This is a genomic window from Streptococcus oralis (assembly GCF_021497945.1).
GTDB lineage: Bacteria > Bacillota > Bacilli > Lactobacillales > Streptococcaceae > Streptococcus > Streptococcus oralis_BR.
Map to the genome: position 1 here is coordinate 389,800 of NZ_CP046524.1, position 15,201 is coordinate 405,000.

13 protein-coding genes, 2 tRNA genes and 2 rRNA genes (1 of these 17 only partly in view) are annotated in these 15,201 nt (G+C 44.1%); 15 read left to right on the forward strand and 2 right to left on the reverse strand.

Annotation, left to right across the window (positions count from 1 at the left end; genetic code table 11):
* Positions 1 to 31: 31 nt before the first annotated feature.
* The 10 genes from rpoE (at position 32) to GOM47_RS02030 (ending at position 8,389) form a co-directional block, all read left to right on the forward strand.
* Positions 32 to 622, forward strand: coding sequence for a DNA-directed RNA polymerase subunit delta (gene rpoE, locus GOM47_RS01985; RefSeq protein WP_235080906.1), 591 nt, complete (start codon positions 32 to 34; stop codon positions 620 to 622).
* A 328-nt stretch (positions 623 to 950) separates the two neighbouring features.
* Positions 951 to 2,558, forward strand: coding sequence for a CTP synthase (locus GOM47_RS01990; protein WP_235080907.1), 1,608 nt, complete (start codon positions 951 to 953; stop codon positions 2,556 to 2,558).
* A gap of 176 nt (positions 2,559 to 2,734) precedes the next feature.
* Positions 2,735 to 3,034, forward strand: a complete 300-nt coding sequence (locus GOM47_RS01995) for a DUF4651 domain-containing protein (protein ID WP_084940480.1) — start codon at positions 2,735 to 2,737, stop codon at positions 3,032 to 3,034.
* Positions 3,031 to 3,348 carry a thioredoxin family protein gene (locus tag GOM47_RS02000; RefSeq protein ID WP_235080908.1) on the forward strand — a complete coding sequence of 106 codons (318 nt, stop codon included), beginning with the start codon at positions 3,031 to 3,033 and terminating at the stop codon, positions 3,346 to 3,348. The genes GOM47_RS01995 and GOM47_RS02000 overlap by 4 nt, the downstream gene beginning before the upstream one ends.
* 15 nt (positions 3,349 to 3,363) lie before the next feature.
* Entirely contained in the window at positions 3,364 to 3,990 is a 627-nt protein-coding gene (gene ytpR, locus GOM47_RS02005) for a YtpR family tRNA-binding protein (protein ID WP_235080909.1), read from the forward strand.
* 42 nt (positions 3,991 to 4,032) lie between these two features.
* Positions 4,033 to 4,794, forward strand: a complete 762-nt coding sequence (locus GOM47_RS02010; RefSeq protein ID WP_235080910.1) for an SDR family NAD(P)-dependent oxidoreductase — start codon at positions 4,033 to 4,035, stop codon at positions 4,792 to 4,794.
* Between the two features lie 76 nt (positions 4,795 to 4,870).
* Entirely contained in the window at positions 4,871 to 5,266 is a 396-nt protein-coding gene (locus GOM47_RS02015) for a single-stranded DNA-binding protein (RefSeq protein ID WP_000282461.1), read from the forward strand.
* Positions 5,267 to 5,574: 308 nt separating this feature from the next.
* On the forward strand, positions 5,575 to 5,859 hold the full coding sequence (gene groES, locus GOM47_RS02020) for a co-chaperone GroES (RefSeq protein WP_000917328.1): 285 nt from the start codon (positions 5,575 to 5,577) through the stop codon (positions 5,857 to 5,859).
* A gap of 15 nt (positions 5,860 to 5,874) precedes the next feature.
* Positions 5,875 to 7,497: a chaperonin GroEL gene (gene groL / locus GOM47_RS02025; protein WP_235080911.1), complete on the forward strand. Its 1,623-nt coding sequence runs from the start codon at positions 5,875 to 5,877 to the stop codon at positions 7,495 to 7,497.
* Positions 7,498 to 7,621: 124 nt separating this feature from the next.
* Positions 7,622 to 8,389, forward strand: coding sequence for an epoxyqueuosine reductase QueH (locus GOM47_RS02030; RefSeq protein WP_007522745.1), 768 nt, complete (start codon positions 7,622 to 7,624; stop codon positions 8,387 to 8,389).
* A 70-nt stretch (positions 8,390 to 8,459) separates the two neighbouring features.
* Here GOM47_RS02030 and GOM47_RS02035 read toward each other — a convergent pair whose 3' ends face one another.
* Together GOM47_RS02035 and recX are read right to left on the reverse strand one after the other, a co-directional pair.
* Complete coding sequence (locus GOM47_RS02035; RefSeq protein ID WP_000775318.1) at positions 8,460 to 8,993, reverse strand: DUF402 domain-containing protein; 534 nt, start codon at positions 8,991 to 8,993, stop codon at positions 8,460 to 8,462.
* 88 nt (positions 8,994 to 9,081) lie between these two features.
* Positions 9,082 to 9,858 carry a recombination regulator RecX gene (gene recX, locus GOM47_RS02040; protein ID WP_235080912.1) on the reverse strand — a complete coding sequence of 259 codons (777 nt, stop codon included), beginning with the start codon at positions 9,856 to 9,858 and terminating at the stop codon, positions 9,082 to 9,084.
* Positions 9,859 to 9,895: 37 nt separating this feature from the next.
* Here recX and rlmD point away from each other — a divergent pair, with 37 nt between their 5' ends.
* The 5 genes from rlmD to GOM47_RS02065 form a co-directional block, all read left to right on the forward strand.
* Positions 9,896 to 11,266, forward strand: coding sequence for a 23S rRNA (uracil(1939)-C(5))-methyltransferase RlmD (gene rlmD, locus GOM47_RS02045; RefSeq protein ID WP_235080913.1), 1,371 nt, complete (start codon positions 9,896 to 9,898; stop codon positions 11,264 to 11,266).
* Between the two features lie 58 nt (positions 11,267 to 11,324).
* Positions 11,325 to 11,396, forward strand: a tRNA-Glu gene (locus GOM47_RS02050).
* A 230-nt stretch (positions 11,397 to 11,626) separates the two neighbouring features.
* Positions 11,627 to 13,175: ribosomal RNA gene (locus tag GOM47_RS02055) — 16S ribosomal RNA — on the forward strand.
* 51 nt (positions 13,176 to 13,226) lie between these two features.
* A tRNA-Ala gene (locus GOM47_RS02060) sits at positions 13,227 to 13,299 on the forward strand.
* Between the two features lie 122 nt (positions 13,300 to 13,421).
* Positions 13,422 to 15,201 (forward strand): 23S ribosomal RNA (locus GOM47_RS02065); it runs 1,123 nt beyond the window's last position.
* Together the 16S and 23S rRNA genes with 2 tRNA genes alongside form the textbook arrangement of a ribosomal RNA operon.

Sequence of the window (15,201 nt, forward strand, 5' to 3'; positions counted from 1 at the left end):
GGCGATAGTAGTAAAAATGAGGAGAAACGCTTTGGAATTAGAAGTATTTGCTGGGCAAGAAAAAAGTGAACTATCTATGATTGAGGTAGCGCGTGCTATCTTGGAACTTCGTGGTCGCGATAATGAGATGCATTTTAGCGATCTTGTAAATGAAATTCAAAACTACCTTGGAACATCAAACAGCGATATTCGTGAAGCCTTGCCTTTGTTCTACACAGAGTTGAACTTTGACGGTAGCTTCATCTCTCTTGGAGACAACAAATGGGGTCTTCGTTCATGGTATGGTGTGGACGAAATCGACGAAGAAATCATCGCTCTTGAAGAAAGTGACGACGATGAAGTAGCACCAAAAGCTAAGAAAAAACGTGTCAATGCCTTTATGGATGGTGATTCAGATGCCATTGACTACAATGCGGATGATCCAGAAGACGAAGACGCATATGAAGCAGATCCAGCTCTTTCATACGATGATGAAAATCCAGATGATGAGAAAAATGAAGTGGAAGCTTACGATGCGGAAATAAACGAAATCGCCCCTGATGACTTGGGTGAAGACGTGGATCTCAACGAAGAAGACGACGAGTTTTCAGACGATGACGCTGAAACAAGTGAAGAAGAGTAAAATGCCTTAAGAAGGAGATCGCTGGATCTCCTTTTTTCTTGCTTGGGTAGAGTGTTTAAGCGAGTCATCCGTTTGGATGCTGTCCTTTTTGATTTTCTGAAAACATTCTTCTTTTTTCAGGTTTTACCAATTCGGGTTGACAAATGTTCTGCTTTAAGGTATCATATTGTTCGGGCACCTCTTTTAGAGGTCGGGGCTCCCTAGTTACTAGGGAGCTATTTTTGTTTTTTCAGGAAGTTTTCCTTGAAATATCGTTATCCATAAGGGTCTTGTTTTCTATCTCCCCTCGTAGTTAACAAGACCTTGAGCATTTTAGAAAGAGGAATCTATGTCTACGAAATATATTTTTGTAACTGGTGGTGTGGTATCGTCTATTGGGAAAGGGATTGTCGCAGCAAGTCTGGGTCGTCTCTTGAAAAATCGTGGTCTAAAAGTAACCATTCAAAAGTTTGACCCTTATATCAATATCGATCCGGGAACTATGAGTCCTTACCAGCACGGGGAAGTCTTTGTGACAGATGATGGGGCTGAGACCGATTTGGACTTGGGTCACTATGAACGGTTCATCGATATCAATCTCAACAAATATTCCAACGTGACAACTGGTAAAATTTACAGTGAAGTTCTTCGTAAGGAACGACATGGAGAATACCTTGGGGCAACTGTCCAAGTCATTCCTCATATCACAGATGCTTTGAAGGAAAAAATCAAGCGTGCTGCTGTAACGACAGACTCGGATGTCATTATCACAGAGGTTGGTGGAACCGTTGGAGATATCGAGTCCTTGCCATTCTTAGAGGCGCTTCGTCAGATGAAGGCAGATGTGGGTGCAGATAATGTTATGTATATCCACACAACCTTACTTCCTTATCTAAAGGCTGCTGGTGAGATGAAGACCAAGCCAACTCAACATTCTGTAAAAGAATTGCGTGGTTTGGGAATCCAGCCAAATATGTTGGTCATTCGTACCGAGAAACCAGCTGGTCAGGGCATTAAAAATAAACTAGCTCAGTTTTGTGACGTAGCTCCAGAAGCTGTTATTGAATCTTTGGATGTTGAACACCTTTACCAAATTCCATTGAACTTGCAGGCACAAGGCATGGACCAAATTGTTTGTGACCATTTGAAGCTAGACGCGCCAGCAGCGGATATGACAGAGTGGTCAGCCATGGTGGATAAGGTCATGAACCTGAAAAAACAAGTCAAGATCTCCCTCGTTGGTAAGTATGTGGAGTTGCAAGATGCCTACATCTCAGTGGTCGAAGCCTTAAAACACTCTGGTTATGCCAACGACGCAGAAGTGAAGATTAATTGGATCAATGCCAATGATGTGACAGCAGAGAATGTAGCAGAACTCTTGTCTGATGCGGACGGAATCATCGTGCCAGGTGGTTTTGGTCAACGTGGCACGGAAGGGAAAATCCAAGCCATCCGTTATGCGCGTGAGAATGACGTTCCAATGTTGGGAGTCTGCTTGGGAATGCAGTTGACTTGTATCGAGTTTGCTCGTCACGTTTTAGGGCTTGAAGGCGCCAATTCTGCAGAGCTTGATTCTGATACAAAATACCCTATCATTGATATCATGCGTGACCAGGTTGATGTTGAAGATATGGGTGGAACCCTTCGCTTGGGACTCTATCCGTCTAAGTTGAAACGTGGTTCTAAGGCAGCAGCTGCTTATCACAATCAAGAAGTGGTACAACGCCGTCACCGTCACCGTTATGAGTTTAACAATGCCTTCCGTGAACAATTTGAGGCAGCAGGTTTTGTCTTTTCAGGAGTTTCACCTGATAATCGTTTGGTAGAAATCGTGGAAATCCCTGAAAATAAATTCTTTGTGGCTTGTCAGTATCACCCTGAACTTTCCAGCCGTCCAAACCGTCCAGAAGAACTCTACACTGCCTTTGTTACTGCAGCAGTTGAGAACAGCAATTAGTAAAATCAGAACCTTTGAGAACAATCTCAGAGGTTTTTTGATCCCTTCAAAAAATTCTTGTTAACTCAGGCGCTTGGCAATAAGGATAAGCTGTCCTCTCTCCTCATTGAGGGAAAGGAATTTTCCCTGTCTAGATACTGCTTCCCCATTTGTCCTAGAGCCCTTTTTGTGTTACAATGAATGGTATGAAAGCTAAGAAATTATGGATGACTGGCTTGACAGTGGCTGGTCTAAGTGCCCTCGCTTTGGGTGCCAAAAAAGCAGCAGATAACCACAAACTCATGAAGACTCAAGAAGAGTTGACCGCTATCGTGCGCGAACTTTTCTCAGATATGGGTGAGATTGCGACTCTCTATGTTCAGGTCTACGAAAGTGGCCTAGAGCGACTTGTCGGTGGCGTCATTTTTGAAGATGGCCGGCACTATACCTTTGTCTATGAAAATGAAGATCTGGTCTACGAGGAGGAAGTCTTATGATACAACCAGCAAGTTTAGAAGAATTGGCATCTTTAGTAGAAAAAGATGGCAAGAAAGTTTTTCTTTTTGTGGCAGACTGGTGTGGCGATTGTCGTTATATCTATCCATCCTTGCCAGAGATTGAGGAGACTAATCCAGAGTTCACCTTTATTCGAGTGGACCGAGACCAGTATCTGGATCTGGCCAAACTCTGGGATGTTTACGGAATTCCTAGCCTTGTTGTGCTAGAAAAGGACAAGGAAATCGGCCGTTTTGTCAACCGTGACCGTAAAAGCAAGGAAGAAATTAACGACTTTTTAGCAGTACTGAAATAGGAGAAAAAGGAAACAATGATTTTTACATATAATAAAGAACATGTCGGCGATGTCCTTATGGTCATCGTGAAAAATAGCTGCGATGCCAAACTGGACGTGGAGCGCAAAGGCAAGGTAGCCCGTGTTTTCCTCAAAGAAAATGGGGAAACAGTGGCTTGGAATATTTTCGACCTTTCAAGTTTGTTTGAAATTGCAGAGCGTGGTCAAGTTTTTTTATCAGATGAGCAAGTAGCACGTTTAAACCAAGAGTTGCAGGCGGAAGATTTTACAGAAGAAATTGTTAATGATAAGGAGCCTAAGTTTGTTGTTGGGGAAATTGTCGAGATGGTAGCTCACCCAGATAGTGACCACCTCAATATCTGCCAAGTTGCCGTCGCGAGTGATAAGACTGTGCAAATCGTTGCAGGTGCTCCTAATGCGCGTGTCGGTTTGAAAACCATTGTAGCTCTTCCGGGAGCTATGATGCCAAAAGGAAATCTCATTTTCCCAGGCGAACTTCGTGGCGAAAAGAGTTTTGGAATGATGTGCAGCCCTCGTGAATTGCATCTGCCAAACGCTCCGCAAAAACGTGGGGTTATTGAATTATCAGAAGACCAAGTTGTTGGAACTCCATTTGACCCAGCAAAACATTGGACTGCCTAGGAAGTTGTCAGTATCTGTCTCGCTAGTATAGAAGGAAATAAGATGGCAAAAAATGTGGTGATTACAGGAGCGACTTCAGGAATCGGTGAAGCGATTGCGCGTGCTTATCTGGATCAGGGTGAGAATGTCGTTCTAACAGGGCGACGGACAGACAGACTAGTGGCCCTCAAGTCAGAGTTTGCAGAAACTTTTCCAAATCAAACAGTTTGGACCTTTTCGCTGGATGTGACGGATATGACCATGGTAAAGACTGTTTGTTCCGATATTCTAGAAACGATAGGTCAGATTGATATCTTGGTCAATAACGCCGGGCTGGCTCTTGGCTTAGCTCCCTATCAAGACTATGAAGAGCTGGATATGCTGACCATGTTGGATACCAATGTCAAGGGGTTGATGGCAGTCACTCGTTCTTTCTTGCCAGCAATGGTAAAAGCCAATCAAGGGCATATCATCAACATGGGGTCAACCGCAGGAATCTACGCCTATGCGGGTGCAGCGGTTTATTCAGCCACCAAGGCTGCTGTCAAGACTTTTTCAGATGGGCTACGGATTGATACGATTGCAACGGACATTAAGGTGACAACCATTCAACCGGGGATCGTTGAAACAGATTTCTCAACCGTACGTTTTCATGGAGACAAAGAGCGAGCTGAGGCGGTCTATCAGGGAATCGAAGCCTTGCAAGCTCAGGATATTGCAGACACAGTGGTCTATGTGACCAGTCAGCCTCGTCGTGTGCAGATTACAGATATGACCATTATGGCCAATCAACAGGCGACTGGATTTATGGTTCATAAAAAGTAAAAAATTTCATCGAAAAGTTACAAATTTCTGTAACTTTTTTTGATTTCCTGCGAATAGATAAGTAGGAGGATGAAAAATGTATAATAAAGTTATCATGATTGGGCGTTTGACGTCTACACCAGAATTGCACAAAACCAACAATGACAAGTCAGTAGCGCGCGCAACAATCGCTGTGAACCGTCGTTACAAAGACCAGAATGGGGAACGCGAAGCTGATTTTGTCAATCTTGTTCTTTGGGGAAAATTGGCTGAAACCTTGGCAAGTTACGCAACTAAAGGTAGTCTTATCTCTGTGGATGGAGAACTTCGTACCCGTCGCTTTGAGAAAAATGGCCAGATGAACTATGTGACTGAAGTTCTTGTGACAGGATTCCAACTTTTGGAAAGTCGTGCCCAACGAGCCATGCGTGAAAATAATGCCGGACAGGATTTGGCAGATTTGGTTTTGGAAGAGGAGGAATTGCCATTTTAATACTCTTCGAAAATCTCTTCAAACAACGTCAGCTTCACCTTGCCGTAGGTATAGGTAACTGACTTCGTCAGTCCTATCTACAACCTAAAAACTGTATTTTTAGCAGCCTGCGTCTAGCTTCCTAGTTTGCACTTTGATTTTCATTGAGTATAAACATTAAAAAGTCTGAGTTGGTCTCAGGCTTTTTATCTTGAGAAAGTCAGACTTTTTTCTTGACTATTTCTGACCAAGTGATACAATAGAATTATGAATTAGCACTCATATACAAAGAGTGCTAATAATATGTATCTCATCATGGAGGAAAACAGATGTTGAAACCATTAGGAGACCGTGTGGTCTTGAAAATCGAAGAAAAAGAACAAACTGTTGGAGGCTTTGTCCTTGCAGGCTCAGCCCAAGAAAAAACAAAAACAGCCCAAGTTGTAGCTACTGGACAAGGTGTTCGTACCTTGAACGGTGACTTGGTAGCTCCAAGCGTTAAGCCTGGAGACCGTGTCTTAGTTGAAGCACATGCAGGTCTTGATGTAAAAGATGGCGATGAAAAGTACATCATCGTTGGCGAAGCCAACATCTTGGCAATCATTGAAGAATAGAAGGAGAAAGTAAGTATGTCAAAAGAAATTAAATTTTCATCTGATGCTCGTTCAGCTATGGTTCGTGGTGTCGATATCCTTGCAGACACTGTTAAAGTAACCTTAGGACCAAAAGGTCGTAACGTTGTGTTGGAAAAATCATTCGGTTCACCGCTCATCACCAACGACGGGGTGACCATTGCCAAAGAAATCGAGTTGGAAGACCATTTTGAAAATATGGGTGCCAAGTTGGTATCAGAAGTGGCTTCAAAGACCAACGATATCGCAGGTGACGGAACGACAACTGCAACTGTCTTGACCCAAGCTATCGTCCGTGAAGGAATCAAGAACGTCACAGCAGGTGCCAACCCAATAGGTATCCGTCGGGGGATTGAAGCAGCGGTTGCCGCAGCTGTAGAAACCTTGAAAAACAATGCCATCCCTGTTGCCAATAAAGAAGCCATCGCTCAGGTTGCTGCCGTATCTTCTCGTTCTGAAAAAGTCGGTGAATACATTTCTGAAGCTATGGAAAAAGTTGGTAAAGACGGTGTCATTACTATCGAAGAGTCACGTGGTATGGAAACAGAGCTCGAAGTCGTGGAAGGAATGCAGTTTGACCGCGGTTATCTATCACAGTACATGGTGACAGATAGCGAAAAAATGGTGGCGGACCTTGAAAATCCATACATTTTGATTACCGACAAGAAAATTTCAAATATCCAAGAAATCTTGCCACTCCTAGAAAGCATTCTCCAAAGCAACCGTCCGCTCTTGATTATTGCGGATGATGTAGATGGCGAAGCTCTTCCAACTCTTGTATTGAACAAGATTCGTGGAACCTTCAACGTAGTAGCAGTTAAGGCCCCTGGCTTTGGTGACCGTCGTAAGGCTATGTTAGAAGACATCGCTATCTTGACAGGCGGAACAGTCATCACAGAGGATCTTGGTCTTGAGTTGAAAGACGCGACAATTGAAGCTCTTGGTCAAGCAGCGAGAGTAACTGTGGACAAAGATAGCACTGTTATCGTAGAAGGTGCTGGAAATCCTGAAGCGATTTCTCACCGTGTTGCGGTTATCAAGTCTCAAATCGAAACCACAACTTCAGAGTTTGACCGCGAAAAATTGCAAGAACGCTTGGCAAAATTGTCAGGTGGTGTCGCAGTGATCAAGGTCGGTGCTGCAACTGAAACTGAGTTGAAAGAAATGAAACTCCGCATTGAAGATGCCCTTAACGCTACTCGTGCAGCTGTTGAAGAAGGAATTGTTGCAGGTGGTGGAACTGCTCTTGTAAATGTTATTCCAGCCGTAGCTGATTTGGAATTGACAGGAGATGAAGCGACAGGGCGCAATATTGTTCTCCGTGCCTTGGAAGAACCTGTTCGCCAAATCGCCCACAATGCGGGATTCGAAGGTTCTATTGTTATTGACCGCTTGAAGAATGCTGAAGTTGGTACAGGCTTCAACGCAGCAACTGGCGAATGGGTCAACATGATTGAAGAAGGAATCATTGACCCAGTGAAAGTGAGCCGTTCAGCCCTTCAAAATGCAGCATCTGTAGCCAGCTTGATTTTGACTACGGAAGCAGTCGTAGCCAATAAACCGGAACCAGCAGCCCCAGCTCCAGCAATGGATCCAAGCATGATGGGCGGCATGATGTAAAAGCAACTTATAAAAAACACAAAAGGAGGGAACATGCATCCCTCCTTTTAAGGTTTTCTATTCTAAACAGATTTGAGCTCTCCTAACTTATATGATAAAATAAGACTAGAAGAAGGAGAAGAACATGATCGATGTAGAAGAAATTCTGAGCAAGATGAATCCCAATCAGAAGATTAATTATGACCGTGTTATGCAGAAAATGGTTCAGGTTTGGGAAAAAAATGAGGAACGTCCAACTATTCTCATGCACGTTTGCTGTGCCCCTTGCAGTACCTATACCCTCGAATATTTGACCAAGTATGCAGATGTGACCATCTATTTTGCCAATTCCAATATCCATCCCAAGGCAGAATACCACAAGCGAGCTTACGTCACCAAGAAATTTGTCAGTGATTTCAATGAGCGAACAGGAAATACGGTCCAATACCTAGAAGCTCCCTATGAACCCAATGAATACCGGAAGTTAGTCAGAGGACTGGAAGAAGAGCCAGAAGGTGGCGACCGTTGCAAGGTTTGTTTTGACTACCGTCTGGATAAAACAGCGCAAGTGGCCATGGATTTAGGCTTTGACTACTTTGGCTCAGCCTTGACCATCAGTCCCCATAAGAATTCTCAAACCATCAATAGCATCGGAATCGATGTGCAAAAGATTTATACCACCCACTATCTTCCAAGTGATTTCAAGAAAAATCAAGGCTATAAACGATCAGTGGAGATGTGTGAAGAGTATGATATCTACCGTCAATGTTATTGTGGATGCGTCTATGCAGCCCAGGCTCAAAATATTGATTTGGTTCAGGTTAAGAAGGACGCCACGGCTTTCTTGTTGGATAAGGATGTTGAAAAAGATTATTCTCATATCAAGTTTACTGTTACTAAATTAGATATATAGCAATTAACCCAGCTGTAAAGCTGGGTTGTTAAAATAAAAAAACCAGGGCTCTCACCCCGGCTTGACAACTTTACCGATTCTTTAGTTCTATGTAGCGTTTGTACCAAATGTTGACATAGGCCTCTGAGAAAGGACCGCGTCCATTGTTGATCCAATCAACAAGGATTTTAACATGTTCTTTCAAAATATAGTCTAAATCATCAGAATACTTCATTTTGCGTTTATGGCGCTCATACTCTTCAACGTCCAAGAGACGCTTTTCACCATCAGTGAAAACCTTGACATCCAAATCATAATCAATGTATTTCAGGGCTTCCTCATCTAGATAGTAGGGGCTGGCCATATTGCAATAGTAGGAAATCCCATTGTCACGAATCATGGCAATGATATTAAACCAATATTTTTTGTGAAAGTAAACAATAGCGGGTTCTCGAGTCACCCAACGACGACCGTCACTTTCGGTAACAAGTGTGTGGTCGTTGACGCCGATAATGGCGTTCTCTGTTGTTTTTAGTACCATGGTGTCTCGCCAAGTACGGTGAAGACTCCCATCATGCTTATAACTTTGAATTGTAATAAAGTCGCCTTCTTTTGGAAGTTTCATAACTAACCAACTTTCTACAATTTATAAGTTTATCGTTTACTATTATATCATAAATCGGTCTAATTTTTTTGAATTTTACACGAAAATATTAAAGATATTCTCTGAGAGCGCTGGCTATATCCGAAAAATCATAGCCTTTTCGAGCTAAAACTTGGGTTAAACGCTGTTTAAGTTCGTATCCTTCATACTTTCGAGCATACTTAGCATATTGTTTGTCTAGCTCTTTAAAAATGAGTTCTTGAGTCGTTTCTTGGTCGACTTGACTGTCCAAATCGTCAAAGGCATTCTTAGCATCAGAATAGGAGAAGCCTTTGTTGGTCAAGTTTTGAATAATCTTATCCTGCAAGGCACGAGCGGGAAGTTTTCCAGCGTATTTTTTAAGCAGTTTCTCTGCAATACGTTGAGCAACCTCTGAAAAATCAAAATCCTTTAAAACCTCTTCAATAGTTGATTTGGCAATCCCTTTTTGAGATAGTTTTTGAGCTAGCACATAAGGTCCCTTATCTCCAGAAAGTTGATTTGCATTGATGATAGAGTAGGCATACTGACGATCATTAATCCAGTTGTCTTCTTTAAGGTTAGCGATAACTTGACTAGTTATTTTTTCATCAATATCATACTTTTTCAGATACTCTCGCACTTCCTTTTCAGTACGGGCCTTGAAGGATAAATGGTAGAGAGCGAGATTCTTACCATAAGAAAACTGAGCAAAGTCCTGAATCTCGGTCAGTTCCTCTTTACTAATGACCCTATCTCGAGATAGCATAAAACGGACAATGGTATCTTCCGTGATATAAGAGGTTTGCTGTCCATCTAGTTCCATCAAGTAGAGGCGTTTTTTCTTTTCAAGTTTTGTGATTTTCATAGTTCTATTATACCCTAAAATGTGATAAGATAGGGGTATGAATCTGAAAGTCAAACAAAAAATACCTTTAAAAATCAAGCGTATGGGCATTAATGGTGAGGGAATCGGTTTTTACCAGAAAACCCTCGTTTTTGTGCCTGGCGCCCTCAAGGGAGAAGATATCTATTGTCAGATTACTTCTATTAAACGTAACTTTGTTGAAGCCAAATTACTAAAGGTTAATAAGAAGTCTAAATTTCGAGTCGTACCAGCTTGTACGATTTATAATGAATGTGGTGGTTGCCAAATCATGCACCTCCACTATGATAAGCAGCTAGAGTTCAAAACGAATCTGCTCTACCAAGCTCTGAAAAAATTTGCCCCTGCAGGATATGAAAACTATGAAATTCGTCCAACTATTGGAATGCAGGAACCAAAGTACTACCGTGCTAAGCTTCAATTCCAGACTCGGAAATTTAAAAATCAGGTCAAAGCAGGTTTGTATGCGCAAAACTCTCATTATCTCGTAGAATTGAAAGACTGCTTAGTGCAAGATAAGGAAACCCAAGTGATTGCGAATCGCCTAGCTGAACTTCTTACTTACCACCAAATCCCTATTACCGATGAGAGAAAAACGCTAGGTGTTCGCACTATCATGGTACGCAGAGCAAGAAAAACGGGGCAAGTTCAGATTATTGTTGTCACGAATCGCCAGCTTAATTTGAATCAACTAGTCAAAGACCTAGTTAATGATTTTCCAGAAGTTGTCACGGTTGCTGTCAATACAAATACAGCAAAATCAAGTGAAATCTATGGTGAGAAGACAGAAATTATCTGGGGCCAAGAGAGCATTCAAGAAGGAGTACTCGACTATGAGTTTTCTCTCTCACCCCGTGCCTTCTATCAGCTCAATCCGGAGCAAACAGAAATACTCTATAGTGAAGCAGTTAAGGCCCTGGATATTAGTGAAGAAGACCATCTGATTGATGCCTATTGTGGTGTCGGGACGATCGGATTTGCCTTCGCAAATAAGGTCAAGAGTCTCAGAGGAATGGATATTATTCCAGAAGCCATTGAAGATGCTAAGCGAAATGCTAAAAAAATGGGATTTGACAATACCCATTACGAAGCGGGAACAGCAGAAGAGATTATTCCACGCTGGTATCAAGATGGCTACCGAGCAGATGCCTTGATAGTCGATCCTCCTCGTACAGGCTTAGATGATAAGCTGTTGGATACCATTCTGAGCTATGTTCCAGAAAAAATGGTCTATGTATCCTGCAATGTTTCGACCTTGGCACGAGATTTGGTTAAACTAGTAAAAGTCTATGATCTCCAGTATATCCAGTCGGTCGATATGTTTCCCCACACTGCACGGACAGAAGCAGTTGTTAAGTTAGTGAAGAAAATAAAAAATCAACTTCATTGAAAAAAGTTCTTGACAAAGGTAAAAAAGTAGGTATAATAGAAAGAGTTGAAAAGCTCAAGGTCCGTTGGTCAAGGGGTTAAGACACCGCCTTTTCACGGCGGTAACACGGGTTCGAATCCCGTACGGACTATGGTGTATTGTGGTTAGAAAAAACTTGAAAAAAGTTTAAAAAAACTGTTGACAGAGACAGGGAGCTGTGATATACTAATATAGTTGTCGCTTGAGAGAGATTGAGTGACAAAGACCTTTGAAAACTGAACAAGACGAACCAATGTGCAGGGCACTATAACTAAGGTTATAGTACTGAACAATGAAAAACAATAAATCTGTCAGTGACAGAAATGAGTGAGAACTCAAACTTTTAATGAGAGTTTGATCCTGGCTCAGGACGAACGCTGGCGGCGTGCCTAATACATGCAAGTAGAACGCTGAAGAGAGGAGCTTGCTCTTCTTGGATGAGTTGCGAACGGGTGAGTAACGCGTAGGTAACCTGCCTGGTAGCGGGGGATAACTATTGGAAACGATAGCTAATACCGCATAAAATTAATTATCGCATGATAATTAATTGAAAGGTGCAAATGCATCACTACCAGATGGACCTGCGTTGTATTAGCTAGTTGGTGGGGTAACGGCTCACCAAGGCGACGATACATAGCCGACCTGAGAGGGTGATCGGCCACACTGGGACTGAGACACGGCCCAGACTCCTACGGGAGGCAGCAGTAGGGAATCTTCGGCAATGGACGGAAGTCTGACCGAGCAACGCCGCGTGAGTGAAGAAGGTTTTCGGATCGTAAAGCTCTGTTGTAAGAGAAGAACGAGTGTGAGAGTGGAAAGTTCACACTGTGACGGTATCTTACCAGAAAGGGACGGCTAACTACGTGCCAGCAGCCGCGGTAATACGTAGGTCCCGAGCGTTGTCCGGATTTATTGGGCGTAAAGCGAGCGCAGGCGGTTAGATAAGTCTGAAGTTAAAGGCTGTGGCTTAACCATAGTACGCTTTGGAAACTGTTTAACTTGAGTGCAAGAGGGGAGAGTGGAATTCCATGTGTAGCGGTGAAATGCGTAGATATATGGAGGAACACCGGTGGCGAAAGCGGCTCTCTGGCTTGTAACTGACGCTGAGGCTCGAAAGCGTGGGGAGCAAACAGGATTAGATACCCTGGTAGTCCACGCCGTAAACGATGAGTGCTAGGTGTTAGACCCTTTCCGGGGTTTAGTGCCGCAGCTAACGCATTAAGCACTCCGCCTGGGGAGTACGACCGCAAGGTTGAAACTCAAAGGAATTGACGGGGGCCCGCACAAGCGGTGGAGCATGTGGTTTAATTCGAAGCAACGCGAAGAACCTTACCAGGTCTTGACATCCCTCTGATCGCTCTAGAGATAGAGTTTTCCTTCGGGACAGAGGTGACAGGTGGTGCATGGTTGTCGTCAGCTCGTGTCGTGAGATGTTGGGTTAAGTCCCGCAACGAGCGCAACCCCTATTGTTAGTTGCCATCATTCAGTTGGGCACTCTAGCGAGACTGCCGGTAATAAACCGGAGGAAGGTGGGGATGACGTCAAATCATCATGCCCCTTATGACCTGGGCTACACACGTGCTACAATGGCTGGTACAACGAGTCGCAAGCCGGTGACGGCAAGCTAATCTCTTAAAGCCAGTCTCAGTTCGGATTGTAGGCTGCAACTCGCCTACATGAAGTCGGAATCGCTAGTAATCGCGGATCAGCACGCCGCGGTGAATACGTTCCCGGGCCTTGTACACACCGCCCGTCACACCACGAGAGTTTGTAACACCCGAAGTCGGTGAGGTAACCTTTTAGGAGCCAGCCGCCTAAGGTGGGATAGATGATTGGGGTGAAGTCGTAACAAGGTAGCCGTATCGGAAGGTGCGGCTGGATCACCTCCTTTCTAAGGATAAGGAACTGCACATTGGTCTTGTTTAGTCTTGAGAGGTCTTGTGGGGCCTTAGCTCAGCTGGGAGAGCGCCTGCTTTGCACGCAGGAGGTCAGCGGTTCGATCCCGCTAGGCTCCATTGGTGAGAGATCACCAAGTAATGCACATTGAAAATTGAATATCTATATCAAATAGTAACAAGAAAATAAACCGAAACGCTGTAGTATTAAAAGAGTTTATGACTGAAAGGTCAAAAAATAAGGTTAAGTTAATAAGGGCGCACGGTGGATGCCTTGGCACTAGGAGCCGAAGAAGGACGTGACAAACGACGATATGCCTTGGGTAGCTGTAAGTAAGCGATGATCCAGGGATTTCCGAATGGGGGAACCCAACAGGTACTACCTGTTACCCGCATCTGTTAAGGATGTGAGGAGGAAGACGCAGTGAACTGAAACATCTAAGTAGCTGCAGGAAGAGAAAGCAAAAGCGATTGCCTTAGTAGCGGCGAGCGAAACGGCAGGAGGGCAAACCGAAGAGTTTACTCTTCGGGGTTGTAGGACTGCAATGTGGACTCAAAGATTATAGAAGAATGATTTGGGAAGATCAGCCAAAGAGAGTAATAGCCTCGTATTTAAAATAGTCTTTGTACCTAGCAGTATCCTGAGTACGGCGGGACACGAGAAATCCCGTCGGAATCTGGGAGGACCATCTCCCAACCCTAAATACTCCCTAGTGACCGATAGTGAACCAGTACCGTGAGGGAAAGGTGAAAAGCACCCCGGGAGGGGAGTGAAATAGAACCTGAAACCGTGTGCCTACAACAAGTTCGAGCCCGTTAATGGGTGAGAGCGTGCCTTTTGTAGAATGAACCGGCGAGTTACGATATGATGCGAGGTTAAGTTGAAGAGACGGAGCCGCAGGGAAACCGAGTCTGAATAGGGCGTATTAGTATCATGTCGTAGACCCGAAACCATGTGACCTACCCATGAGCAGGTTGAAGGTGCGGTAAGACGCACTGGAGGACCGAACCAGGGCACGTTGAAAAGTGCTTGGATGACTTGTGGGTAGCGGAGAAATTCCAAACGAACTTGGAGATAGCTGGTTCTCTCCGAAATAGCTTTAGGGCTAGCGTCGACATTAGAGATTCTTGGAGGTAGAGCACTGTTTGGGTGAGGGGTCCATCCCGGATTACCAATCTCAGATAAACTCCGAATGCCAAAGAATTATGGTCGGCAGTCAGACTGCGAGTGCTAAGATCCGTAGTCGAAAGGGAAACAGCCCAGACCACCAGCTAAGGTCCCAAAATAATTGTTAAGTGGAAAAGGATGTGGGGTTGCACAGACAACTAGGATGTTAGCTTAGAAGCAGCTATTCATTCAAAGAGTGCGTAATAGCTCACTAGTCGAGTGACCCTGCGCCGAAAATGTACCGGGGCTAAAACAATTTACCGAAGCTGTGGATACCTTTATAGGTATGGTAGGAGAGCGTTCTATGTGTGATGAAGGTATACCGTGAGGAGTGCTGGAACGCATAGAAGTGAGAATGCCGGTATGAGTAGCGAAAGACAGGTGAGAATCCTGTCCACCGTAAGACTAAGGTTTCCAGGGGAAGGCTCGTCCGCCCTGGGTTAGTCGGGACCTAAGGAGAGACCGAAAGGTGTATCCGATGGACAACAGGTTGATATTCCTGTACTAGAGTATGTAGTGATGGAGGGACGCAGTAGGCTAACTAAAGCAGACGAATGGAAGTGTCTGTCTAAGCAGTGAGGTGTGAATTGAGTCAAATGCTTAATTCTATAACATTGAGCTGTGATGGGGAGCGAAGTTTAGTAGCGAAGTTAGTGACGTCACACTGCCAAGAAAAGCTTCTAGCGTTTAAACATACTCTACCCGTACCGCAAACCGACACAGGTAGTCGAGGCGAGTAGCCTCAGGTGAGCGAGAGAACTCTCGTTAAGGAACTCGGCAAAATGACCCCGTAACTTCGGGAGAAGGGGTGCTGACTTCGGTCAGCCGCAGTGAATAGGCCCAAGCAACTGTTT